Source organism: Parasphingorhabdus sp. (assembly GCF_039968395.1).
Classification (GTDB): Bacteria; Pseudomonadota; Alphaproteobacteria; order Sphingomonadales; family Sphingomonadaceae; genus Parasphingorhabdus.
In genome coordinates, this window is the sequence record NZ_JBDVPV010000002.1 from 712,248 (window position 1) to 734,361 (window position 22,114).

Annotated in this window: 26 protein-coding genes; 15 read left to right on the forward strand and 11 right to left on the reverse strand. The window is 54.4% G+C overall.

What is annotated here, in order from left to right:
* Positions 1 to 2: 2 nt before the first annotated feature.
* The 10 genes from flgK to flgB form a co-directional block, all read right to left on the reverse strand.
* Positions 3 to 1,334, reverse strand: a complete 1,332-nt coding sequence (gene flgK / locus ABJI30_RS07705; protein ID WP_348016601.1) for a flagellar hook-associated protein FlgK — start codon at positions 1,332 to 1,334, stop codon at positions 3 to 5.
* Positions 1,331 to 1,666: a rod-binding protein gene (locus ABJI30_RS07710; RefSeq protein ID WP_348016602.1), complete on the reverse strand. Its 336-nt coding sequence runs from the start codon at positions 1,664 to 1,666 to the stop codon at positions 1,331 to 1,333. Before ABJI30_RS07710 ends, flgK begins: the two co-directional genes overlap by 4 nt.
* On the reverse strand, positions 1,663 to 2,742 hold the full coding sequence (locus tag ABJI30_RS07715) for a flagellar basal body P-ring protein FlgI (protein WP_348025426.1): 1,080 nt from the start codon (positions 2,740 to 2,742) through the stop codon (positions 1,663 to 1,665). Before ABJI30_RS07715 ends, ABJI30_RS07710 begins: the two co-directional genes overlap by 4 nt.
* Positions 2,743 to 2,803: 61 nt before the next feature.
* The gene (locus ABJI30_RS07720; RefSeq protein ID WP_348016604.1) at positions 2,804 to 3,484 is read right to left on the reverse strand and encodes a flagellar basal body L-ring protein FlgH; all 681 of its coding nucleotides are present in this window, start codon (positions 3,482 to 3,484) and stop codon (positions 2,804 to 2,806) included.
* Positions 3,485 to 3,505: 21 nt separating this feature from the next.
* Positions 3,506 to 4,294, reverse strand: a complete 789-nt coding sequence (gene flgG / locus ABJI30_RS07725; protein WP_348016605.1) for a flagellar basal-body rod protein FlgG — start codon at positions 4,292 to 4,294, stop codon at positions 3,506 to 3,508.
* 25 nt (positions 4,295 to 4,319) lie between these two features.
* A complete protein-coding gene (gene flgF, locus ABJI30_RS07730) occupies positions 4,320 to 5,066 on the reverse strand; it encodes a flagellar basal body rod protein FlgF (RefSeq protein WP_348016606.1) in 747 nt (248 codons plus the stop codon).
* A gap of 91 nt (positions 5,067 to 5,157) precedes the next feature.
* The gene (locus tag ABJI30_RS07735) at positions 5,158 to 5,988 is read right to left on the reverse strand and encodes a flagellar hook-basal body complex protein (RefSeq protein WP_348016607.1); all 831 of its coding nucleotides are present in this window, start codon (positions 5,986 to 5,988) and stop codon (positions 5,158 to 5,160) included.
* Positions 5,989 to 6,021: 33 nt separating this feature from the next.
* Entirely contained in the window at positions 6,022 to 6,657 is a 636-nt protein-coding gene (locus ABJI30_RS07740) for a flagellar hook capping FlgD N-terminal domain-containing protein (protein WP_348016608.1), read from the reverse strand.
* Positions 6,654 to 7,064, reverse strand: coding sequence for a flagellar basal body rod protein FlgC (gene flgC, locus ABJI30_RS07745; protein ID WP_348016609.1), 411 nt, complete (start codon positions 7,062 to 7,064; stop codon positions 6,654 to 6,656). The genes ABJI30_RS07740 and flgC overlap by 4 nt, the downstream gene beginning before the upstream one ends.
* A complete protein-coding gene (gene flgB, locus ABJI30_RS07750) occupies positions 7,061 to 7,414 on the reverse strand; it encodes a flagellar basal body rod protein FlgB (RefSeq protein WP_348016675.1) in 354 nt (117 codons plus the stop codon). The genes flgC and flgB overlap by 4 nt, the downstream gene beginning before the upstream one ends.
* A gap of 256 nt (positions 7,415 to 7,670) precedes the next feature.
* Here flgB and ABJI30_RS07755 point away from each other — a divergent pair, with 256 nt between their 5' ends.
* The 8 genes from ABJI30_RS07755 (at position 7,671) to ABJI30_RS07790 (ending at position 13,936) form a co-directional block, all read left to right on the forward strand.
* Positions 7,671 to 8,372 carry a MotA/TolQ/ExbB proton channel family protein gene (locus ABJI30_RS07755; protein ID WP_348016610.1) on the forward strand — a complete coding sequence of 234 codons (702 nt, stop codon included), beginning with the start codon at positions 7,671 to 7,673 and terminating at the stop codon, positions 8,370 to 8,372.
* Complete coding sequence (locus ABJI30_RS07760) at positions 8,363 to 8,833, forward strand: hypothetical protein (protein WP_348016611.1); 471 nt, start codon at positions 8,363 to 8,365, stop codon at positions 8,831 to 8,833. The genes ABJI30_RS07755 and ABJI30_RS07760 overlap by 10 nt, the downstream gene beginning before the upstream one ends.
* Before the next feature lie 116 nt (positions 8,834 to 8,949).
* A complete protein-coding gene (locus ABJI30_RS07765; protein ID WP_348016612.1) occupies positions 8,950 to 9,471 on the forward strand; it encodes a flagella basal body P-ring formation protein FlgA in 522 nt (173 codons plus the stop codon).
* Positions 9,472 to 9,544: 73 nt separating this feature from the next.
* On the forward strand, positions 9,545 to 9,829 hold the full coding sequence (flgM, locus tag ABJI30_RS07770) for a flagellar biosynthesis anti-sigma factor FlgM (protein WP_348016613.1): 285 nt from the start codon (positions 9,545 to 9,547) through the stop codon (positions 9,827 to 9,829).
* Positions 9,829 to 10,134: a hypothetical protein gene (locus ABJI30_RS07775; RefSeq protein WP_348016614.1), complete on the forward strand. Its 306-nt coding sequence runs from the start codon at positions 9,829 to 9,831 to the stop codon at positions 10,132 to 10,134. The genes flgM and ABJI30_RS07775 overlap by 1 nt, the downstream gene beginning before the upstream one ends.
* Before the next feature lie 121 nt (positions 10,135 to 10,255).
* On the forward strand, positions 10,256 to 11,074 hold the full coding sequence (locus ABJI30_RS07780; protein ID WP_348016615.1) for a lytic transglycosylase domain-containing protein: 819 nt from the start codon (positions 10,256 to 10,258) through the stop codon (positions 11,072 to 11,074).
* Positions 11,071 to 13,188 carry a flagellar biosynthesis protein FlhA gene (gene flhA, locus ABJI30_RS07785; RefSeq protein WP_348016616.1) on the forward strand — a complete coding sequence of 706 codons (2,118 nt, stop codon included), beginning with the start codon at positions 11,071 to 11,073 and terminating at the stop codon, positions 13,186 to 13,188. Before ABJI30_RS07780 ends, flhA begins: the two co-directional genes overlap by 4 nt.
* A gap of 16 nt (positions 13,189 to 13,204) precedes the next feature.
* Positions 13,205 to 13,936 carry a FliA/WhiG family RNA polymerase sigma factor gene (locus tag ABJI30_RS07790; protein WP_348016617.1) on the forward strand — a complete coding sequence of 244 codons (732 nt, stop codon included), beginning with the start codon at positions 13,205 to 13,207 and terminating at the stop codon, positions 13,934 to 13,936.
* A 151-nt stretch (positions 13,937 to 14,087) separates the two neighbouring features.
* On the opposite strand, the gene ABJI30_RS07795 is transcribed toward ABJI30_RS07790, so the two are convergent.
* On the reverse strand, positions 14,088 to 14,903 hold the full coding sequence (locus ABJI30_RS07795) for a flagellin (protein ID WP_348016618.1): 816 nt from the start codon (positions 14,901 to 14,903) through the stop codon (positions 14,088 to 14,090).
* Between the two features lie 373 nt (positions 14,904 to 15,276).
* Here ABJI30_RS07795 and ABJI30_RS07800 point away from each other — a divergent pair, with 373 nt between their 5' ends.
* From ABJI30_RS07800 to ABJI30_RS07830, 7 genes are read left to right on the forward strand one after another with little or no spacing between them, the layout of a single operon-like run.
* The gene (locus tag ABJI30_RS07800; RefSeq protein ID WP_348016619.1) at positions 15,277 to 16,548 is read left to right on the forward strand and encodes a sigma 54-interacting transcriptional regulator; all 1,272 of its coding nucleotides are present in this window, start codon (positions 15,277 to 15,279) and stop codon (positions 16,546 to 16,548) included.
* Positions 16,549 to 16,564: 16 nt separating this feature from the next.
* Positions 16,565 to 16,903 (forward strand): flagellar hook-basal body complex protein FliE, encoded by a 339-nt coding sequence (gene fliE, locus ABJI30_RS07805; protein WP_348016620.1) that lies wholly within the window; start codon positions 16,565 to 16,567, stop codon positions 16,901 to 16,903.
* Position 16,904: 1 nt separating this feature from the next.
* The gene (gene fliF, locus ABJI30_RS07810) at positions 16,905 to 18,656 is read left to right on the forward strand and encodes a flagellar basal-body MS-ring/collar protein FliF (protein WP_348016621.1); all 1,752 of its coding nucleotides are present in this window, start codon (positions 16,905 to 16,907) and stop codon (positions 18,654 to 18,656) included.
* Positions 18,649 to 19,686, forward strand: a complete 1,038-nt coding sequence (locus ABJI30_RS07815) for a flagellar motor switch protein FliG (RefSeq protein WP_348016622.1) — start codon at positions 18,649 to 18,651, stop codon at positions 19,684 to 19,686. Before fliF ends, ABJI30_RS07815 begins: the two co-directional genes overlap by 8 nt.
* Entirely contained in the window at positions 19,670 to 20,365 is a 696-nt protein-coding gene (locus ABJI30_RS07820; protein WP_348016623.1) for a hypothetical protein, read from the forward strand. The genes ABJI30_RS07815 and ABJI30_RS07820 overlap by 17 nt, the downstream gene beginning before the upstream one ends.
* On the forward strand, positions 20,362 to 21,693 hold the full coding sequence (locus ABJI30_RS07825) for a FliI/YscN family ATPase (RefSeq protein WP_348016624.1): 1,332 nt from the start codon (positions 20,362 to 20,364) through the stop codon (positions 21,691 to 21,693). The genes ABJI30_RS07820 and ABJI30_RS07825 overlap by 4 nt, the downstream gene beginning before the upstream one ends.
* The gene (locus ABJI30_RS07830; RefSeq protein ID WP_348016625.1) at positions 21,690 to 22,109 is read left to right on the forward strand and encodes a hypothetical protein; all 420 of its coding nucleotides are present in this window, start codon (positions 21,690 to 21,692) and stop codon (positions 22,107 to 22,109) included. Before ABJI30_RS07825 ends, ABJI30_RS07830 begins: the two co-directional genes overlap by 4 nt.
* Positions 22,110 to 22,114: the final 5 nt, after the last annotated feature.

Below are 22,114 nucleotides of genomic sequence, written 5' to 3' on the forward strand. Positions count from 1 at the left end.
GTTTAGAAGATCGACAATATCGACTGGGTGGTTTCGCGCGCGACCTGAATCACGCGTGCAGCTGCAGCATAGGCTTGCTGATAGCGGATCAGGTCTGCGGCTTCGCGATCGAGATCGACACGCGATACGTCGTCGCGGGCCTGGCTCGTATTATTGTGAAAAGCAGTCGCGGCATCCATTTCGCTGCGCTGAGCTGACAGACCATTGGCATGGGTCGCGATCAGGCTGTCCCAATTTTGTTCGCTTTGACCCGGACCGCGATAGGCGCTGAGCGCAAGAATATTGCCGTTGGCAGCTCCTCCGGGTGCGGCGAGGGCCAGATCGGCAGGATCCTGGGTGACCGTTGCAATGGTTGTGGCATCCGCTCCAATCGAGAGGATTGGACCGCCGGCTCCTCCAGCGTCGGTTTCGCCGGCGGCTTGCCAGGCATTGACATCATCCACAAATTGCTGAGCCTGTGTATCCACGCTTTGTCGCCGTTGAACGAGTGTCTGCGAGGAACTGCTCAGTCCGGCAATATTTCCATCTGATGGTGCCGCGACAGTGGAACCATCGATCTGAAAATTGAAGCTGCCATCGGTGTTGCGGCTGACCGAAGTGGTAGCCGCGACATTTACATTGACGAGAGATTGTCCGGCATAGCTGACATCCGCCATGCCCATTTCACCAAAACTGATATCTGCATCAAGTTGTTCGCTGATCACGGTCAGAGCCGTATCTCGCCGATCGAGCAAGGATGCATGGGAAGCAGATCCTTCCTTGACCTTGCGCAATTCCACATTGGTTTGGGCCAGTTCGCTGAGCGCACCGTTAAGCTGTGTTGTTGATTGCTCAGCCGACTGGTAAATGAAATCCGATGTTTGGGAGAGGTTCTCGGCGGTTCTCTGAAAAGCAGTCGCGGTTTCCGAAATATCGGACAGGAAGGACTGGCGCAGCGCGCTGTCAAAAGGCGCTGCTGCAAGTTGCTCGCCCCGACTGAACATCTGCGTCAGTTTCTGACCGACATCCTGACCGGAATTTCCAAGTCCGGATTCAATATTGGCGAGCCACATTGTCGCGGTTTCCGTGCGGACCAGAGCAGCGCCACTTTGCCGCAACGAAGCATCCAGAAACTGATCAGCAGATCGCGCAATTCCTGCAATGGAAACGCCGCTATGTTCTTTGCTGGTCAAATAGAGGGGATTGGTCAATCCCGTCAGCGTCGCATCAGACAGACGCGTGGAACGGCGGACATAATCCGGATTTTCGGCATTGCTGATATTCTGCGAAATAGTCGTCAGCGAATGCGAATAGGCTTTCAGAGCCCCCTGACCAATGGCAAATAAATCGGTCATTCGTCATATCCAAATTGTTTGAGCATCATGTCTGCCAGTCCGAGACTGCCTTTGGCAGCCAGGTCATCGGCGAGAAGGCTGTCATTCATGTCGCGAAACTGTTCACCGGCCCCGCTGCCAAACAGTTCGTCGCCCAGCGATCCTGCGCGCATGGTGGAGATGAGTTGCCGCGCAAAAATGGCTTCAAATGCCTGTAGCGCTTCCTTCATTTCCGCTTTGTCCGGCCTGCCTGCATTATCAGCAGGTTTCTGCGGTGGCGCAGATGGTGTGATTTGGGGCAGGGCGCTGGCAATTTCCGCGGCTGGCAGAGCGCTATTGGTTATATTGGTCATAATATGATCAACTCCGCTTTCAATGCGCCAGCCTGTTTGAGCGCGTCCAATATGGCAGCCAGATCGCCCGGCGAAACGCCGATGGCATTGATGGCTGCCACCATTTCAGACAGTGAGGCTCCAGGTGCCAGTTCGAACATCGGAGCGGTCTCTTCCTCAATGGAAATCTCGCTTGACGGTTCGACCGCGGTTTGTCCTCGGCTGAAAGGTTCGGGCTGTATAACGGTCGGACTCTCATCCACTTTAACGGTCAGTTTGCCATGGCTGATGGCAGCGGGGCTGATTCTGACCGCGCCATTGATGACTACGGTACCGGTGCGGGCATTGATAATGACCCGGGCCGGTGCCTCTGCGGGAGTCACTTCGATATTTTCGATCAAGCCCATTAACATCATGCGTTCATTGACTGGCGTTGGAGCGTTGATCCGGATCGATACGCCGTCACTTGCCTGAGCGCCGCTATCCGGAAACCGGCTGTTAATCGCTTCTGCGACGCGCAACGCTGTCGTCAAATCAAATTCGGACAGGTTGAACGTGAGATAGGGCGTGTTTCCAAAACCGGTATCGACAGCGCGTTCAACGGTCGCGCCGCCGGCAATGCGCCCGACGGACGGAATGTTCACCGTTGTGCGTGAGCCATCAGCCGCGCCCACACCCAGCCCGCCAACCGCCAGATTTCCCTGGGCCATGGCATAGACTTGTCCGTTCGCGCCATAGAGCGGCATCATGATCAACGTCCCGCCGCGCAGGGATTTGGCTTTGCCGATTGCAGATACAGTGACATCAAGACGCTGCCCGGGTTTGGCGAAGGGCGGCAGATCAACGGTCACCATCACCGCTGCGGCGTTTTTGAGGGCAGGATTGACGCCTTGAGGCAGGGTCAGGCCAAAGCGAGTGACCATCCCTTTTACGCCCAGAGTGGCATAGTCTAGACTGTCATCTCCGGTGCCAGGCAAGCCGACAACGACGCCATATCCAGTCAGCTGGTTAGACCGAAGGCCCTGAAACGTGCCGAGATCCTTGATCCGCTCCGACATGGCCGGTGCTGGAAAAAGTAACATGGCAGCTAGCGTCATCGCGACAAGGCTGACTATCCGATATGAAAATATTCTGGCCACAAGGGGTCTCCGGGTTCGATTAAAATGGGCTGATGGAAGAGAAAAAGCGGTGCAGGAAACCCTGCTTGCTTGCAGTCGCAATCTCGCCGGAACCACCATAAGTGATCCGTGCATTGGCGACCCGATTGGACGGGACGCGATTTTCGGGACTGATATCAGCGGGTCGAATGATACCGCTTATCCGGACCTGCTCTTCTCCGCGATTGATGGTCATCAGCTTTTCGCCGCGGACCAGCATCGTTCCATTGGGATAGATTTCAGCGATGGTGACGCTGATTTCTCCGGTGAGAGCGTTGGATTGCTGAGCCTGGCCATTGCCGGAGAACGAAGAGTCCCCTCCAGCTGAAATGTCGCTGGGCGAAAAGAACGAAAAGGGTCCGGTTGTCGGCGGTGTGATGCCAAAGCTGCTGGACTTGCCGGTTGTGGCGCTATTTGATTTGGTTGCCTGGGTCCGTTCGACAAGCGTGATGGTCACCAGATCGCCAACTCTGGCCGCGCGCGCTCCACTGGTGAGCGGGGCGTAGCCATTCACCGCCTGGAAAATTGCACCATTGGCAACGGTCGGCGGAGCAATGGGTTGCGCCATTTGCGGTGCATAAGCGGGGTCGGGTCCACCTGACCCCGATCCAAGACAAGCTGACAAGGACACCAGTGGCGTCATCAAAGCGAACCGGACGATATTTTTCTTGGCGTGATTCATGTTACAGGCCTTTGCTGATTTTTAAAGCTGCTGGTTGACGAACTGAAGCATCTCATCCGTGGCTGAGATCATCTTGGAATTGACCTCATAGGCACGCTGGGTCTCGATCATCGTGACCAGCTCTTCGACGATATTGACGTTGGATTGTTCGAGCGATCCCTGGCGCAGGCTGCCACGGCCTTCGATGCCGCCGGCTCCGACAATCGGATTGCCGCTCGCACCGGTTTCCACAACCAGATTATTGCCGATATTTTGCAGTCCGGCGCTATTGGCAAATGATGCCAGTTCGAGCTGACCCAGTTCGGTTGCTTCGGTCTGTCCGGCCAGATTGGCTGAGACCGTACCGTCGCTGCCGATAGTGACACCGGTTGCATCACTGGGAATCTGAATCTGGGGGACTACCGGCAGGCCTTCGGAGGTGACCAATGTACCTTCCGGGGTCAGACTGAAATTACCGGACCGGGTATAGGCATTGCGGCCGTCCGGAAGTTCAACCTGAAAATAGCCCGCGCCTTCGATTGCGAGGTCCAGAGCATTGCCGGTAATCTGCAGGCTTCCCTGCGTATCGATGCGTGCAGTGCCCGAAACTTTTACGCCGGTGCCCAACGACACGCCAACTGCATAGTCATTCTGTGCATCGGATTTGGCGCCTGGGGTAATTTGTTGCTGATAGGCCAATGTTTCAAAATTGGCCCGATCACGTTTGAACCCGGTGGTGTTTACGTTGGCCAGGTTATTGGCAATCACACGCATTTTGGTATTTTGTGCGTCCAGCCCGGTCCGGGCGACCTGTAATGCTCCGTTGCTCATAATCTATCCTTTCCGTTCCTTGTCTTTACTGACCCGGCATGCTCATGATGCGTGCGCCGCTTTCATCGATATCTTTGGCGGTTGTCAGCAGTTTTACTTGAGTTTCCCAAGCGCGGCTGGCTTCGATCATGTCGACCAGTACGGTGGTCATGTTGACATTCGACCCTTCCAGCGACGCTGCTGTCAGCCGGGCATCAGGGTCGCCGGGCAATGCGCCGCCGCCTTTCACCCGGAACAATGTGTCATTATGCTTGATGATTTCGCTGCCCGCCGGACTGGCCAGCTTCAGCCGGTCAATTTCCTGCGGCTGGCTTGCATCTCCGCCCCGCGGGACGATGAAGATTGCGCCATCCGCGCTGATGTTGATGCTGTCATTGGGCGGGATCGTAATCGGCCCGCCTTCGCCCAGCACGGGATGACCATCGCCGGTCACCAACAGGCCGCTCTCTGTCGTTTGCAGATCGCCGCGCCTGGTATAACCCTCATCACCGTCGGGCGCCTGGACGGCCAGCAGGGCATCACCGTCGAGGGCAATATCAAGCGGTCTACCGGTGGCGTTCACCGGACCGCCATTCATGTCAGCCGACAGAACCGATTCCTTGGACATGGCTCGGCTATCGAGAGTCGGGCCATCGAGATACCGCGCCTTGGCGTTGACGACTTCGGCACGAAAACCAATCGTATCCGCATTCGCCATATTATTGGCGATCGCAGTTTGCCGGTTCATGATGCCGCGCATTGCGCTGAGGCTGGTGTGGATCATTTTGTCCATGTGGATATCTCCTGTCTGCCGGTTAGCCAGCGGCGCTCAGATCAAAGACCAGATCGAGCCGAGCGCCGCTATGCTGTATGAACCTGCTAAATCAGACCTGCAGGTTCACAATGGTTTGCGTCATGTTGTTGGCGGTTTCGATGGCCTGCGCATTGGCCTGGAAATTCCGCTGTGCCGAAATCAAGGAAACCAATTCCTCGGTGATATCGACATTCGCGCCTTCCAGAGCACCAGACCGGACCGAACCCAGTGGGCCATTGGCGGCCTGGTTGATCACGGGCGGGCCGGAATCACCGGTGGACTGCCAGTGGGCATCACCAATCGGACGAAGGCCCTCAATCGCGTCAAAACTCGCCATGGCAAGCGCTCCGAGTGCAAGCTGGTTGCCGTTTGAAAATGTCGCTGTCACCGTACCTTCGTTGTTCACGTTGATATTTGACAGAATCGCGGTTGCATCACCTGGATCCACATCCGGCAGCACGAAGTCAAAGACATCGGCAAGATCCGTGGACGTCGCAGTCCCGTTGGCATCCACCGGCAAGAGTTGGGCGATATTACCCAGCGTGTCGACGACTTCACGGTCAACGTTCACGCCAAAGGCACCGTTGCGGGTAAAGCTCGTATCCTGGCGCGGGGGCTGTCCGCGAACGGTGAAGAACCCGTCACCGGCAATCGCCAAATCAAGCGTTTTGTCTGTTGATTCCAGCGTTCCTTGCGTAAATTGCTGGGTAATACCGTTCAAACGGACGCCCTGCCCGGCAATCATGCGTGTGGATTGCGTAGGGGCGGCGGCAAACAGATCACCGAATATCGCACGGCTCTTTTTAAAGCCCGTTGATCCGGTGTTGGCGATGTTATTGGATATCACCGACAAACTGGTTTGCGCTGCTTTCAAGCCGCTAAGTGACGTAAAAAATGACATAATATACTCCTTTGATAGTTGATATTTGTCGCATCATCCGAGGCGAAGCGCCTCTGAAGGATCAAAATTGCCGACGGGCGTGACGAGCTTCGCATCCTGTCCGCTGGCGGGTGAAGACACCGATGCTACCGGTACCCAGGTCGCAAGATCCGAAACCCCACCGCCATTCACGCGCACGCGAAGCCGTCCGAGATCAGTGTTGTCAGTATCGAATGAGAAAGCGACCGGACCGGCTTTTTGTGCGCCGAGTTCTACATATTGAACAATCTCACCGCTGCTGTTGAGCAAGTCGATGGACAGGGCTTCCGTGTCTTCGTTGAGGCTGAATTCACCGCTATAATGACCTTTGGAATCAGCGACGGCGAATTGACCGGGTACCAGAATGGAATGACCAATCCAGCTGGCTGTATCCGCGAGCCTCGTCGAATTGAGCGAGTTGGCTATGGATTCCAGCGACTGCTTCATTTCCGTAATGCCGGTTGTCGTCGAAATCGACGCCATTTGCGCGACCATTTCCTTGTTATCCACTGGCTTGAACGGGTCCTGATACTGCAACTGTGCGGTCAGGAGTTTCAGGAAAGATTCCTGGTTCAGATCGTTATTGCCGGTCGCATTGGCCGGTTGTGCCAGAGAAATATCGCTGGGCAGATTATTGGAAACGAGAGTCATTTTGCCATCCTTATTGTTTCTAGAATTAGTGATTTTGCGGTTTGCATAACTTGGACGTTATTCTGGTAGTGTCGCGCGGTTTCGAGCATGTCGACGAGCTCAGCGGCTTCATCGACACCGGCTTCCCAGACATAGCCTTGCTCGTTTGCGAGTGGATTGCCCGGATCATGTTTCTTGACCGGTTTGATGTCCGACTGAACGACCTGGGCGACATCCACTGTCGCGACGCCGGCACGATCATACACCGTTTCAAAGACCGGTTTGAGTGAACGAAAAGCATCTTCTTCGTTGCTGTAAACAGTCCGGGCATTGGCGAGGTTGGATGCGGTGGTATTCAGTCTGGTCAGATTGGCAGACATCGCACGACCGCTGATATCAAAAATGTTCATTGGGCCTGACATTGTCATTCTCCCTTCAGCGCGCGCTTGATCCCCATCACCCGGCTTTCCAGGAAGGAGAGCGTGGTGCGGTACTGCACGGCGTTTTCTGCGAAGAGCGTCTGCTCGGTGGACAGTTCAACTGTATTGCCATCCATCGATGGTTGCAGCGGCGTCCGATAACCGGAAGCATTGGACATGACCTGGTGCATGGATTTACCTTCACCGCTCATCGCCATCGCTTTTTCAAAATCCAGGTCGCGTGCTTTGTAGCCGGGCGTTCCTGCGTTCGCGATATTGGATGCCAGCATGTTCAGGCGCTGCGAGCGCAATGACAATGCGGTTCCATGGATACCGAAGATCTTATCTGTAACAGGCATATGTTCGTCCAATTCCATTTGAGCGACTGCTCTTGCGTTGCTAAAACTTCTGCTTCTCCGGCCGTTTTCCTTTGCGTGGCAAGAGTAGCCAGGTCTGTGATGCAAACGGCGTGCCAGTTTGCCGCATCGCAGAATTCTGGGTGCTTTTGCTTGGGTTTCAGGGGTCTTTTCGGAAAGGGCGGCAAGGCTATTTCCGAAAGCGGCAAGTTTTTGCCGGTCTTGAAATTGCCTAATCTGGAAGGGTGAAAAGAACGCAATGCAACAAAGTCTGACCCATGCGATGGTCTTTTTTGATCCGTTGGCTTTGGCGCTGGTCGTGATGGGAAGTCTGGTTCTGGCCGGATCCCAGGAGGGTTGGCGCAGCATTCAGGGCGCGATAGGCGCTCTCCCGGTTTTGTTCCGGTCCAATCAAAGCGAAAATGCCCGGCTGGCCCGGAATGCTGGAAAACGTGTCGCCCGTATCGTAGAGAAGCGCGGAATTAATTGCGCGGACCGGGTGAAGGTCGATCCGCACTTTGTCCAAAATGTCATACGTGAAGTTGCAAATCAAAAAGATCCTTCCAGCTTTCGCGAATGGACCAGAAACAACATAATCCAAAGGCAGACCCGCCATGCGTTTGCGGCGCGTTTTTGGTCAACGGTCGCTGAGATAGCGCCAGCGCTTGGCATGATTGGTACCGTCATCGGACTGGTACTGATGTTCGGTCAAGTGGAAGACGCTGCTGCGATTGGTCAATCAATGGCGGTTGCCATGCTGACCACTCTATATGGCCTGATACTTGGAAATGTCATCGCCGGTCCCATTTCCGTTCGCCTGATGCGGGCGTCGGAAAGTGAAATTGCCTGGCAGCAGGAGCTGGCTGATCAGCTCTTCCACATCGTTGAACGTGAATATCTGGCCAGCCGGCCTGGACTCGACACGGGCAGCACGGGAACCGGATTTAGACAATGCGCCTGAGGCATCACCCGCGCTGGCTGACATCATTTATCGACCTGGTACTGATCATGCTGGGTGCCATGGCGCTGCTGATCACCAACAAATTGGGCGGGCCGAGCGTTGTGGATGCGGTTTCTGAAACCTTCGGGGGGTCTAAACTGGTCATGCCCGGACAAAAATTTGGCATTGATCAGTTGTTTGAAGAAAATGAAGCGCGGCTGACAGCTTCCGGTGTTGAGCGATTGGATGGTTTTTCCCAGCAAGCGGCGGAGCAAGATGCCCGAGTCTATATCTACGTACCATTCGAGCTTGGGAATGAGGATCGCCTGCAGAGATGGGAACTGGCTGCCGCTCGAACAGCATCCATAGGATACCGCCTGCGTCAGGGCGGTTTGACGCAAGACCGAATTGTCTTGCGCATTCCCGAGGCGAAGACGGAATCTGCCAATTCGCAAATTATTCTCGAGATGCGCCGAAAATAGGATCCATCTGACAAGTCTTGAAACCCGTCCATGAGCCGGCGCGCGATCCAGATCGAAAATTGGCACCGTTATTGCTTATTCCCGTTTGAACATATTTTTCCAGCAAGGAACGATCCATGAGTTTTGTCCGCAAATTTGCAGCTTTTTCAACCAGCATCATGTTTTTAACTGCGGGGTCGGTTGTCTCGGCTGCCGAATTCCAGAATATTGTCCAGCTGGACAAGATTGTGGCAGACACGATTGGCGCCGATATCGGTGAGCCGGGCGGAGCAAGAAGCCCGATCGATCGCCGCCTGCGCCTGGGAAACTGTCCAGCCGCGCCAACTGTTGAAGGTCCTGTTTTCGGAGCGGCGATTGTGCGCTGTGCTTCATTGGGATGGCGCATTCGTGTTCCGCTTGTCGGTGAAACCGCTGCAATCAATGGCGGATCTGCGACCAGCAAACGCGAAATGCTGATCCGCCGCGGTCAGAATGTCACGTTGGTATATAAAGGAGCAGGTTTTTCGCTCAGCCGACAGATGATTGCTGATGAAAATGGCGCAATCGGTGAAATGATCGCGGTCCGCCGTGATCGCCGGAGTCCTCGAATTCTCGCCGAAGTCAGCGGCAATGGTCAGGTCATCATGCAGGCGCCATAAATTTTTTGTTAAAGAATTCGCGCACCGCGCCGTTATTACTGGAAACACGAGAATATTTTGAAGGACAAGTGCAATGAAACCGATTTCACAACAGGGGATTTCTGCCAGCGATCTGGCCCGAAACCTCTCTGCACCGAAAGTTGCCAAGGGCGTCGTTGAGGCCGGGAAAAATTCTGTTGAGACCGAACAACCTGCCGTGAAAAGCCTGGCTTCGGCAATTGCGAGCGAGGGTGCACCGATTGATGCAGACAAGGTCGCAATGATTAAAGCTGCCATTGCCGAAGGACGATATCCGGTTGATGGAGAAAAAATTGCCGCACAGATGATCGCACTTGATCTGGGTCATGGCGACAGCTGATGAGCGCGCTTCATCTCTCCCAATTTGAATCCGCCCAGCGCAATCTGATTGCCGCTCTCGACGGCCATTCTGCCGATGAAATTCTGATTTGCTGTGAAGAACTGCAACAGGCTTCAGAAGAGTTGCGGACTTCAAGCGGCGCATCCGATCCGAGTTTTTCGAAGGAGAAAGTCAGCGACATGGAAGAGCTGAATCTGGCCGCTCGATATCGGATAAGATTCCTGCATGACATGTGTCGTGCGCGGATGTTCATGATCGCCAATCAGAGCGACAATGGGATGACGGACACCTACAGTCCCCTATAGAAATAAAACTGTTTAAAGCGCTGTAATAGCCCGCTAATTTTCTCTCATCATTATTGGACAATTCCAAAAACTGGCACGGTAGTTGCTTTGATATTCCCATAGTCAAACCTTGGGGATTGAAATGGCAAATGTAGCAGCAGTGGGAAATGTCGGTCACGACCGCGTGACCCGTGCGATTGCCAATTCCGCCCAGCGGACGGGCGTCGATTTCAACTATCTCCTTGGACAGGCAAAAATTGAAAGTGGCCTTGATCCTCATGCCAGGGCGCGCACCTCCAGTGCCACCGGACTGTTTCAGTTTATTGATCAGAGCTGGCTGGGTGTCATCGAGAAGCATGGCGAGAAATACGGCCTGGACTGGGCGCGATCCGCCATTGGCAGCAACGGTAAAGGCCGTTTTAATGTCGCAGATCCGGCGCTCAAAAAGCAGATTCTCGACTTACGTAAAAACCCGGAAATCGCGTCTCTCATGGCTGCCGAATTTGCGTCCGACAACAAGGACTATCTGGAAGGTCGACTGGGCAAGGCAGCGGCTCCGGTCGATCTCTATCTCGCCCATTTTCTGGGGCCGGCAGGCGCGAAGAAATTTCTCTCGCAACATAGCGAAAATCCCAATGGAGCCGCTGCGCCACACATGATGCGCGCGGCGAGTGCCAACAGATCCATTTTCTATACCAAGACCGGCACACCGCGCAGTTTCGAAGATATCCGGCAAAGATTTGCCGCGAAACTGGAGAGTCATTCTGCCGGCGCGGCCGCGATTTTGCCGGCCGGAACCGGTAAGGATTTGCCGTTTCAAAATACCGTTCAACCTGCCGATTATGTCCGGCTGGCCAGCCAGCGCGCTGCCCAGCCTGCCGCGGCATCTACATCGACCTATAATGAAAGTGCACATATGGCTTACATGCTTCTCGCCTCTCTCGGAGCGACGCCGCGATGAGTGAGATGATCCCCAAAAAATTCAGCTGGCTGGGCGGCATTCAAGCGTCCATTTTGCCCGCTGCCACATTGATGATGGTTGTGTTCATGGTGCTCCCTGTGCCTGCAACAGTTCTGGATATTGGTTTTATTTCCAATATCATGATCTCGCTTGCGGTTCTGATGGTTGCCTTGAACGCCAACAAGCCGCTCGATTTTTCGAGTTTTCCAACCGTGTTGCTTTTCGCGACGTTGATGCGGCTCGCGATGAACGTGGCCTCTACCCGAGTGGTTCTGGTTGATGGCCATAACGGCGGTGATGCCGCCGGACAGGTTATTGAAGCGTTCGGCAGTTTTCTGATTGGCGGCGATTATGTTGTTGGTATTTTTGTCTTTGCCATTTTGATGATTATCAACATGGTCGTGATCACAAAGGGTGCAGGCCGCGTTTCGGAGGTGTCCGCACGCTTTACCCTGGATGCCTTGCCCGGCAAGCAAATGGCGATCGATGCCGATTTGAACGCCGGACTGCTGAGCCCGGAAGAGGCCAAGGAACGGCGCCAGGAAATCGCAACCGAAGCAGATTTCTATGGTTCAATGGATGGTGCGTCGAAATTCGTGAAAGGTGACGCGATCGCTAGTGTCCTGATCCTGACGATCAATATTATCGGCGGCATTATTTTGGGCACTGTCAGCCACGGGCTTTCAATGGCTCAGGCAGCCGAAACCTATATCCTGCTGTCTATTGGTGACGCACTTGTGGCGCAAATTCCTGCATTGCTGCTTTCCATTGCTGCTGCTGCAATCGTAACCCGGGTGGCTTCTCCGCTCAACCTGGCAGGGCAGATTTCCTCCCAGTTCGGGATCAGCAAGGCCTGGACGCCAGTCGCCGGTATATTGCTGATACTCGGTGTCCTGCCCGGTATGCCCCACATGATTATTTTGCCGGCCGGCGTCATGGCGGGCTTTTTCGCCTGGCGCTTGCGAAAGAAGGATACCGTTACCGAAGAGCTTCCCGTTCCCGTCGAACCGGAAAATCCCAATCGCATCGAATGGAATGACGTATCGGAAGGCGCTTTGCTCGGTCTGGAAATCGGATATGGGCTGGTACCTCTGGTTGACGAACGGAAAGGCGAGCCGTTGATGCGGCGGGTTACCGGAATACGCCGACAGATTTCCAAGGAACTCGGCTTTGTCATTCCGCTGGTTCGCGTCACCGACAATATGGCGCTGGAGCCAAATAGCTACCGGATAACGATTGGCGGCATGATACTCGCAGAGGACAAGATTTTCCCCGATGATCTGCTGGCTCTCGATAGTGGCGACACTGAAGGTGAAATTGTCGGTCAGTCTTGCAAGGATCCTACCTTCGGTCTGGATGCTCTGTGGATATCGCCGGACAAACGCAGCGAAGCGGTGATTGCCGGTTACACTGTGGTGGATGCATCTACCGTCGTGGCGACCCATCTCAACCAAATGATCCGCCTCAATGCCAGCGAGCTGTTCGGCATGGATGAAGCACAAAAATTGCTTGAGAATCTGAAGGATAGCGCGCCGCAACTGGTTGAAGGTCTGACCCCGCAGCCACTTTCCCTGTTTACAATATCCGCGATTTGCCGAGCATTGCTTGCAGAAGGGGTTCCGCTCAAGGATTTCCGCCGGATTTGCTCGGCAATGATCGAAGCGTCATTTCCCGATGCCGACCTTCCGGCGCTGGTCGAAGGCGTTAGGCAACGCATTGGCTCGATCATCATTCAGTCGCTTGTGCCGGTCAACATGCCGCTGCCGGTCGTAACCCTGGATGCAGAGCTTGAGACGTTGCTGGCTCAGGCCATGAAAGTGGGTGCTGAGGCCGAGCATCCGATCGAACCCAATCTCGCGCAGCGTATTGTCACGTCCATTGAAAATGCGGCGATGCCCATCATGGCTGAAGCGCGCAGTTTTGCAATCATCACATCACCGATTGCGCGTCGTGCGCTTTCCCGCCTGCTCAAACCCCGCTTCCCGGAAACACCGATTTTGTCGTTTCTGGAACTGCCGGATGACAAGGCAGTGGAAGTGGTTGCGAGCGTGGGAACAAACGAACCCAACAGTCTTCCTGACCCCCAATCGGGTCAGATGATGTCAGATTCTTGAAAGGGACCAGAGGGAAATGAGTAACGTACAACCTCAATCACTGACCTATAATCGCCAGGCAGGAACGCCAGGACCCGAGGAATTGACCACGCGTCATATCCCCCTGGTGCGCAAAATTGCCTGGCACGTCCACGGTCGGATGTCGAAATCGGTGGAACTCGAAGACCTGATTCAGATCGGCATGGTCGCGCTGGTCGAAGCAGCGCAGAATTACGAGGATCGCGGCTATGGGTTTGCAACTTATGCCAGCATGCGGATTCGCGGCGCGATGATCGATCATATTCGCAAGATCAGCAACATATGCCGATCGGCGATGGCTTTGCAGAAACAGGTCAAAGCTGCCGAGAATAATCTTTCTCAGGAATTGGGGCGCGCGCCAACCGAGTTGGAGGTCGCAGCTGCATTGAATATGGATATTGAAACCTTCCGCGAACGCTATGATCGCGCTCAGAATATCGGGATCGATTCCATGGAGGAAGTCTATTCGGATCATAATATGTGGTTTGCAGATGTGGAGGACAAAGCGGACGACGTGCTTGAGCGCAAGCAGATGAAGGAAGTCCTCAATCTGTGTATTGGCAAACTGAAAGAGCGGGAAGCGATGGTATTGCAGCTCTATTTTGTCGAGGAAATGAATCTGGACGAAATTGGCATGACGATGGACATCAGCGCCGGTCGAGTTTGCCAGATCAAGAAAAGTGCAACTGACAAACTCCGGCAAATGCTTGCCGCCCACTATCAGAATTGAACCGGGTCGAATTGTCTAAGGAATATCCACTATCCCACGAAAAAACCCCCAGCCCTTAGGGACTGGGGGTTTTTTTAACCCGGGGAGGGATCCGTTGTACGACTGGTCTAGATGTCGTCACGGCTGGATGCCTCCACCTTGGCGTCCGGGTCTACCTCAAAAGGCTGAGAACACCCTGCTGGCTCTGGTTGGCCTGAGCGAGCATGGCTGTGGAAGCCTGGCTCAAAATCTGGGATTTTGCCAGATTTGTGGTTTCAGCCGAGAAGTCGACATCCTGGATCCGCGAACGCGATTCCGTGATGTTGGCGACACGGTCCGTCAGGTTGGCCACGGTTGTCTGCAGACGGTTCTGGGACGCACCCATTTGAGCCTGGGAAGTCGTGATGGTATCCAGAGCGGTACCCAAAGCGGTAATCGCTGCAGAAGCACCAGCTTCCGTGCTGATGTCCAGCGCATTAACTGCCAGAGCGGTTGCGTCAACATCGGTCAGATTGATCGAAACGGTTTCAGCTGCGTTTGCACCGGTCTGGATGCTGATCGAAGCGTTGGTTCCGTCCAGCAGAGCAACGTTGTTGAACGTGGTACGTGTAGCAACATCGTCAACCTGGGCGATCAGTTCAGAAACTTCTTCCTGCAGGTTTGCACGGTCACCAGCGGCCAATGTGCCGTTTGAAGACTGAACAGCAAGTTCACGCATACGTTGCAGCATGTTGGTGATTTCGTTCATGCCGCCTTCTGCGGTCTGAGCGAGAGAAATACCGTCATTGGCATTCCGGATAGCCATGTTCAGGCCACGCACTTCGGAGGTCATCCGGGTTGCAATGGCAAGACCGGCGGCATCATCGCTTGCGCTATTGATACGTTGGCCGGTTGAAAGGCGTTCGATTGATTTAGCAAGGCTCATTTCTGCCATGTTAGAGGCAGCACTTGTACGGAGAGCCGTTACATTGGTTCCAATTACAGTCATGTATAGTTCCTTTTGTTACGTCCTTAAATTGGGGCGGCTCAGTAGTTCATCCAAAGCGGCCTCAGTAGCGTTAACGGTGTCGTCAGGATTTGCTTTAGACTTTTTTCAAAATCCTCAGTTTTCCGCGAATTTCTCTATGAAAAAGGTAGTCTGACCATTCTTGTCAGAAGCTTTTATCAATACTCGGAAATTTGTCGGAATACCGACGGATTGCCCTCTTATGACCCCTGTCGGAAAACCGACACTCTCATATCCTTTAAAATAAACCACTGTAAACAAACGATAAATAACTGGCACGCGGTTTGCATATCAGTTTGGCAACAGGTTGTTTGACCGACCACCTGGATCAAATTGAAGTGGGAATGGGGACATCATGATTAATTGCGAAATTAGCGAAGCGGTAAAAGAACAACTGCCGACATTACTGGATTGGCTGCGTGGTGCGTGGCTCAACCCGACTGTCAACGCCGATATCCAGCGAGAAAAAAGCCCCCACATTCGCGTGCTGCTCGATTCCGAGATGGAACGCGCCACCCATAAAGACATCATCATCAGTTTCCGAGCTGGTCCCCCGTCATTAGTCCCCGCTAATGATGGCTTGCCGCTGCGGATTGAATTTGGATTTGAAGATATGGCCTTTGGCCATGCGCTTGTTTCTGAATCGATCCGTGGCGGCAATAGCCCTGCCGTGGGCGAACCAGCCAGTGCCAAACAAATGGATTATGCCAGCCGCATCGCAAAGAGTGACGCCAATGTTTTGATCATGGGTGAAACAGGCGTTGGCAAAGAAGGCATGGCGCGTTTCGTCCATGACCAGAGTGAGCGGATCGAGAAGCCCTTTGTTGCCGTAAATTGTGCAGCGCTTCCCGAAACCATGGTCGAAGCCATATTGTTCGGTCACAAGAAAGGGGCCTTCACAGGAGCAAGCGGCGCTTCGGAAGGATTGTTTCGCGCAGCCGATGGCGGGACCCTGTTTCTCGACGAAATCACCGAACTGCCATTGATGTTGCAAGCCAAATTGCTGCGTGCGCTGCAGGAAGGCGAAATTCTGCCGGTTGGAGAAACCATGGCCGTCAAAGTTGATGTCCGGATCGTCGCCGCCGCCAACCGTAACTTCGCAGACGAAGTAGCCTGCGGCCGTTTTCGCGAGGACCTATACTGGCGCCTCAACGTTTTGCCTGTTGAAATCGCGGCTTTGGCGGAGCGTCGTCAAGATATCCGCGCCATCACAGCTGCAATGCTTTTGTCTCTGCAAGCGAAGTCGGGCACGTTTTGCTGGCCGACTGAAGACGCGCTGAAAACTCTCTCGGCCCACGCATGGCCTGGTAACGCAAGAGAGCTGCACAATGTTTTGCAACGGGCCAGTATATTGAGTGACGATGCAGCTATTGATGCGGACGATCTCGGTATCGAGCATGTCGCTGCACCCACGACACCCCGCGCCGATCCGGTTGAACCCGGCCGTGCCGCCAAATTGATGCGCGGCCAGGACCTGCATTCGCTGTCCCGAGAAGTCCAGCATGAAGCGATTGTATCGGCTCTCGACAGCACCGATGGAAATCGCCGGGAGACCGCCAAAATCCTCGGTATCTCAGAACGAACCCTGCGTTATCGCCTCGCCGATATGCGCGAAATAGCAGCATAGAAAGGAGCACCGGAAGATGACCGTAATAGGAAGCAACAACCTGCTCGCGATGCGCAAAGCGATTATCGAGCAGAATGACGCGCTGCAAAAGGCCGGAAAGCCGGAACAGCATAGCGGAACCGAACAAACCGGTGCGACCAGTTTTGGCGCGCAGATGAAAGATGCGCTGGAGCAGGTCAATAATCTGCAACAGGATTCAGCCGCAGCGCGGACCGATTATGAGCTGGGCCGGACGACAGATATCGCTGGAGTGATGCTGGCCAAGCAAAAAGCATCCATCGGCTTTGAAGCCACTTTGCAAGTTCGGAACAAATTACTGTCCGCTTACAAAGACATTATGAACATGCCGGTGTGATATGAGTGAACTCAGCCTGACCCCAGGTGGCGGAGAACAACCTGCCACACAGAATTTGCAGCCCGTTTCGACGAGCCCGAACACGAGCTTTTCAGAAACCGGTATCTTGCAGCGCATTCGTGATGCGTTTGCACAACCTGCCGTCGTTAAATCCATTCCCATGATTGGATTTCTGGGTGTGGTTGCATTGGCGGCCATGGCCTGGCTGGCGCTGCGCGAACCACCCCAAAGGGATTTGTTCCGCGGATTGCCGGACGATGACAAGGCGGCGGTTGCGACAGCGCTGCAAACATCCAGCATCATGTACCAAATTGACAATGCTACAGGCGCGCTGACGGTATCCGAAGATGACTATCACGCTGCCAAGCTGAGTCTCGCAGCCCAGGGTCTGCCGCGCAGTGCCCCCGACGGCGACAGCATGATTTCGAATATGCCTATGGGCGCCAGCCGGGCAGTCGAAACAGAGAAACTGAGAACCGCGCGCGAGCTCGACCTTGCTCGAACAATTGAATCGTTTGACAGTATCCAGTCTGCGCGCGTGCACCTGGCGGTTGAACCGCCCAGCATCTTCGTGCGGGATCGCAGCGAACCGGCGGCATCGATTATGTTGCAGCTTAGAGGGAACAGCCGTCTGGGAGAATCTCAGGTCCAAGCCATTGTTCACCTTGTTGCGAGTTCAGTTCCCGGGCTTTCGGCGGAAAAAGTATCCGTCGCCGATCAGAACGGCCGCCTGCTTTCACGTCCCGGACAGAGCGGTGCAGAAGGCAGTGGAGAACAGCTCGGTGTGCAGGAACGGGTGGAAGAACGTTACCGCCGTACGCTAACGGCGCTCCTGACACCCATGCTTGGCCAAGGCAATTTTGCTGCCGAAGTGATGGCAGAGATGGATTTTGACGAAAAGCAGGCCACTCGCGAATCCTACCCGACCGACGGCGCCCGTCTGCGGTCTGAAAATGGCAGCTGGGCAAATGAACCTGGCCAGAAGCAGCTTTATGGAATTCCCGGTGCGATTGCTCCAAGGGCTCCTGCGGAAGCTGAAGTTACCGAGACACCGCCTGCATCGGTCACCGGAGTAGAGCCCGAAGCAACCGCCGGAGAGGTTCAGACAGCAAAAGAGCTGACGAAAACATCCGAGAAATATGCACGCAATTTTGAGCTTGGTCGTGAAGTATCTGTGACCAAAGAGGCAAGTGGAACCGTAAAACGGATTTCCGTCGCCGTTGCCTTGCGCAATCCAACAAAGGGCAAATCCTATAGCGCTGAAGAACTGGCTGCGATTGAATCGCTGGTGAAAGGCGCCATCGGTTTTGACCAGGCGCGTGGCGATCAGGTTGCGATCTCGTCTCGAGATTTTCCGGTAGCCGAAGTGGCTGCAGAAGAAGCCTGGTATGAATCCTCGTGGGTCGCCCTGCTGGTGCGCAATATTTCCGCATTATTTGTCGCATTGGCATTGATCTTCGGCATCGGTCGTCCCTTGCTGAAAAAGCGGGCACAGCTGGCCGAAAAAGCCGAAGAGCACCGCGCGCAACAGAATAGCCAGCTTTTGACAGAAATTTCCGGAGCTCTGGATCGGGAACTTGAATCCAAGCCGGGCGAGCCTGTCACCATCGACATGATCATGGCTGCACAAAATTATCAAAGCCGCGCAACGCTCGTCCAGAATTTTGTCCGTCAGAATCCTGAACATGCAACGCTTGTCGTTCGAGATTTGTTGAAAGAAAGCGGTCAAACCAAGGAAGAGGCTGATGCCTGAAGCAACAGAACAAACCGAAGACGTGCAGGTCAGTCTGTCTGAAGATGGCACCAAAGCGGCGGCAATATTGCTGATGCTCATTTCTGAAGAACAGGCATCAGACATACTGACGCGCCTGGAACCGGAAGAAGTGAAACAGCTTGGTCAAACCATGTACAGTGTGGCTGACGTTGGTGTGGCCGATATCAATCAGGTTTTTGATCGTTTCATTCAATGCGCAAAGGGCCGGACAACCGTTGGCTATCAGGCCGGCGAGCAAATCCAGGGAATGTTGACACGTGCGCTTGGCGAAAAGCGCGCGGAAAACATGCTGACCCAGATTGCACCGCCGAAGGTTGATACCGAAAGCCTCGAGGCGCTCAAATGGATGAATCCTTCTGAAATCGTATCCATGCTCGAAGAAGAGCATCCACAAGTCAAAGCGCTTGTGATGTCCTTTCTCGAAGCCGAAGTTGCAGCAACTACATTGAAATTGCTTCCCGAAGATCAGCAGGACGACATCGTCTATCGGGTCGCCACGATGCGGCCGGTGAGCAAGGAAGCCATTGCAACATTGGAGCAGCTGCTTCTCAACTACAGCAGCAGTACCGGAAGCAGCTTGCCCAAAAGCATGGGCGGTGTGTCCGATGCGGCGGCCATTATGAACAATCTCGGCAAACAGGAATCGAAGCGGATCCTGAAACTGCTGACCAAACGCGCCAAACAGACCGCGCTCTCAATCGAGGATGAAATGTTCGTATTCGCCGATCTCATCAATCTCGACGTCAAGAACCTGGGCACTTTGATGCGCAGCATTGACAATGAAGTGATGATACCGGCGCTCAAAGGTGCAGAGCCGGAGCTCAAAGAGAAAATTTTCTCCAGCATGTCGAGCCGGGCGGTGCAATCAATCGAAGATGAAATGGAAGACCGCGGTCCGATCCCTGGATCAGAAGTCATTGCGGCCCAGAAGGCGGTGATTGCGGAAGCCAAACGTCTCGCGGACGAAGGCACAATCATGATTGGAGGGGCAGATGACGACTTCGTCTGAGACAGCCGATATTGCGACGGCAATGCCAGCGGGAATGGATTCGGGAGCACATGCAGCCGATGAAATTCTGCGTATGAATGTGTGGAATGTACAAAGCCATGATCGCGGATTTCAACCGCTATACTCCGGATCCGAAAGCTCGGCCCGCACCACAAATGGTTTTTCTGCATCACCAGATATGAACGCAACCGGCACAGAACAACCAACGGCAGATCAGTTGCTGGCCGACGCCTATGCAAGCGGTTTTGCCGAAGCGGAAAGACTGCGCGATGCTACGGCTTCTGCAGATCAACTGCGCGTTGATGAATTGACCACAGCACTTCTGGAACTCAAGCCTCTGTCGGATGCGATGATGACCAAGATGCTGCTCAAGAGCGTTTGCGGGCTGACTGAAAAGATGATTGGCCGGACCGACCCGGATAGCGAATTTCTGAAAGAACAGGCCAGCAAACTGGGAAGTCTGATTCAAAACGGGATGCGGGATGCCAAGTTGCATGTCCATCCCGAGGACCTGAGCTTGTTTGGCGAGTTTGAATGCGGTGTGGATGTCACCGCCGACCCTGGTTTGATCCGGGGGACATTGCGGCTGGTACACGGTGATGGCTGGATCGAGCAAGGCTCTCAGCCGTTGCTGGACGAACTGCAAGGTATGCTCGATGAAATGGAACAAATGTCATGATTGCTGCACAAGTTCGAGCAGCGGAGAAGTTCGTTGATAGCCTGTCCGTATTGCAGGCTGATGCCCGGCAGGTCGGGAAGGTTGTCGCGCATGACGCAGGCTTGCTCGAGGTTACCGGTTTTGATTATCCCACCGGCTATGGTGGGCGCCTGACCACCGCAGATGGCAAGACGATTATGGCAGAAGTTGCAGGTTTCCGTGGGTCCAAGACCATGATGGTGCCGCTCGCGGAAGATGTTGCCTTGCGCAATGGCAGCCGTGTTGTTCCCAGTTCGATTTCCAGCCAGGCCTCTGTCGGAGATGCTCTGCTCGGACGAATTGTTGGTCCGATGGGCGAAGCACTGGATGGCAAAGGGCCGATTGTGACAACTGATCACTGGCCTTTGGGCGGAAAGCAGAACAATGTTTTGCGTCGTGGCAGGGTCAAAAAGAAGATTGATCTCGGTGTGCAGGCCATCAACGCTTTGCTCACCGCCGGTTTCGGACAGCGGATTGCGATTGTTGCAGGATCCGGCGTCGGCAAGTCCGTGCTCATGGGCCAGATCATCGCCGGTGTGGATGCAGATGTCATTGTTGTTGGCTTGATCGGGGAACGCGGAAGAGAAGTCAGCGACTTTGTTGAAACCAAATTGAACGGCAAAATGGCGGACAAGACGGTGACTGTCGCGGTGCCCGCGGATCACTCACCAATATTGCGATTGCGCGCGGCCTATCGGGCCACCGCGATTGCGGAATATTACAGGGATCAGGGCAAAAAAGTGCTGCTGCTGATCGACAGTCTGACGCGGATTGCACATGCCCAGCGGGAAATCGGTCTTGCTCTGGGTGAACCACCGACCATGAAAGGTTATCCGCCTTCGGCCCTGTCGATCATACCAAAGCTGGTTGAGCGGGCGGGCAATGACAGCAACAGCGGCGGTTCGATTACTGCCCTCTATACGGTTCTCGCGGATGGCGATGACCTGGAAGATCCTGTGGTTGATGCGGCGCGCTCCATCGTTGACGGACATATTATTTTGTCGCGTTTCATGGCGGAGCAGGGGATTTTTCCTGCCATTGATGTGGCGCGCTCGCTGAGCCGGGTTGCCGCGGACATTGTCGACGAGGATCACCATCAGGCGATGATCAATTTTCGCCGGCATTGGTCGACATATGAAGAAAATCGGGATCTGATCCTGATGGGGGCCTATCGCGCCGGCAGCGATGAAGCCATTGATCATGCGATTGCCCGACGACCCGACATGCTCGATTTCATTCGCCAGCCATCCCATTCGCAAGTCTCGCTGGAAAGCAGTGTCACAAGGTTGATTGAAGGTTTCGGTGAATGACGCGAAAACTGAACACACCCAGACGGATATTGAAGGTTCGTGAGACGCTGCGCAGAGTGGCGATTGGCAGGGCGACGGAAGCACAGTCACGTCTGCATGGCCTGGAACAGAAATCTGTCCATCTCTCCAGTTTGCGAGCCACCATGTTCGATAATGAAGATTGCTCGGCTGCTCAGTCGCTGGCGGCTCGCATGGAGCTGGGGCACCGGTTGATCGGGGCAGGAGATCAGGTCAATCGCGCCGTAATCGATGCGCGGCAATCAGTTGCCGAACAAGACCGGCAAAGAGTTGCCGCTCATCTCGACCGAGATGTGATGCGCGAGTTTGTTGCACGCAAAACGGCAGGTTTTGAACTGGAAAATGAACGAAAAATTGCTGCAAATCTGCCGTTTAGACGGCCGAAAAAACAAAGGTGATACAA

Bases quoted from the DNA above. Each gene is read 5' to 3' on its own strand.
- flgK (WP_348016601.1), bottom strand. From the start codon at position 1,334: ATGACCGATTTATTTGCCATTGGTCAGGGGGCTCTGAAAGCCTATTCG.
- ABJI30_RS07710 (WP_348016602.1), bottom strand. From the start codon at position 1,666: ATGACCAATATAACCAATAGCGCTCTGCCAGCCGCGGAAATTGCCAGC.
- ABJI30_RS07715 (WP_348025426.1), bottom strand. From the start codon at position 2,742: ATGACGCTAGCTGCCATGTTACTTTTTCCAGCACCGGCCATGTCGGAG.
- ABJI30_RS07720 (WP_348016604.1), bottom strand. From the start codon at position 3,484: ATGAATCACGCCAAGAAAAATATCGTCCGGTTCGCTTTGATGACGCCA.
- flgG (WP_348016605.1), bottom strand. From the start codon at position 4,294: ATGAGCAACGGAGCATTACAGGTCGCCCGGACCGGGCTGGACGCACAA.
- flgF (WP_348016606.1), bottom strand. From the start codon at position 5,066: ATGGACAAAATGATCCACACCAGCCTCAGCGCAATGCGCGGCATCATG.
- ABJI30_RS07735 (WP_348016607.1), bottom strand. From the start codon at position 5,988: ATGTCATTTTTTACGTCACTTAGCGGCTTGAAAGCAGCGCAAACCAGT.
- ABJI30_RS07740 (WP_348016608.1), bottom strand. From the start codon at position 6,657: ATGACTCTCGTTTCCAATAATCTGCCCAGCGATATTTCTCTGGCACAA.
- flgC (WP_348016609.1), bottom strand. From the start codon at position 7,064: ATGACAATGTCAGGCCCAATGAACATTTTTGATATCAGCGGTCGTGCG.
- flgB (WP_348016675.1), bottom strand. From the start codon at position 7,414: ATGCCTGTTACAGATAAGATCTTCGGTATCCATGGAACCGCATTGTCA.
- ABJI30_RS07755 (WP_348016610.1), top strand. From the start codon at position 7,671: ATGCAACAAAGTCTGACCCATGCGATGGTCTTTTTTGATCCGTTGGCT.
- ABJI30_RS07760 (WP_348016611.1), top strand. From the start codon at position 8,363: ATGCGCCTGAGGCATCACCCGCGCTGGCTGACATCATTTATCGACCTG.
- ABJI30_RS07765 (WP_348016612.1), top strand. From the start codon at position 8,950: ATGAGTTTTGTCCGCAAATTTGCAGCTTTTTCAACCAGCATCATGTTT.
- flgM (WP_348016613.1), top strand. From the start codon at position 9,545: ATGAAACCGATTTCACAACAGGGGATTTCTGCCAGCGATCTGGCCCGA.
- ABJI30_RS07775 (WP_348016614.1), top strand. From the start codon at position 9,829: ATGAGCGCGCTTCATCTCTCCCAATTTGAATCCGCCCAGCGCAATCTG.
- ABJI30_RS07780 (WP_348016615.1), top strand. From the start codon at position 10,256: ATGGCAAATGTAGCAGCAGTGGGAAATGTCGGTCACGACCGCGTGACC.
- flhA (WP_348016616.1), top strand. From the start codon at position 11,071: ATGAGTGAGATGATCCCCAAAAAATTCAGCTGGCTGGGCGGCATTCAA.
- ABJI30_RS07790 (WP_348016617.1), top strand. From the start codon at position 13,205: ATGAGTAACGTACAACCTCAATCACTGACCTATAATCGCCAGGCAGGA.
- ABJI30_RS07795 (WP_348016618.1), bottom strand. From the start codon at position 14,903: ATGACTGTAATTGGAACCAATGTAACGGCTCTCCGTACAAGTGCTGCC.
- ABJI30_RS07800 (WP_348016619.1), top strand. From the start codon at position 15,277: ATGATTAATTGCGAAATTAGCGAAGCGGTAAAAGAACAACTGCCGACA.
- fliE (WP_348016620.1), top strand. From the start codon at position 16,565: ATGACCGTAATAGGAAGCAACAACCTGCTCGCGATGCGCAAAGCGATT.
- fliF (WP_348016621.1), top strand. From the start codon at position 16,905: ATGAGTGAACTCAGCCTGACCCCAGGTGGCGGAGAACAACCTGCCACA.
- ABJI30_RS07815 (WP_348016622.1), top strand. From the start codon at position 18,649: ATGCCTGAAGCAACAGAACAAACCGAAGACGTGCAGGTCAGTCTGTCT.
- ABJI30_RS07820 (WP_348016623.1), top strand. From the start codon at position 19,670: ATGACGACTTCGTCTGAGACAGCCGATATTGCGACGGCAATGCCAGCG.
- ABJI30_RS07825 (WP_348016624.1), top strand. From the start codon at position 20,362: ATGATTGCTGCACAAGTTCGAGCAGCGGAGAAGTTCGTTGATAGCCTG.
- ABJI30_RS07830 (WP_348016625.1), top strand. From the start codon at position 21,690: ATGACGCGAAAACTGAACACACCCAGACGGATATTGAAGGTTCGTGAG.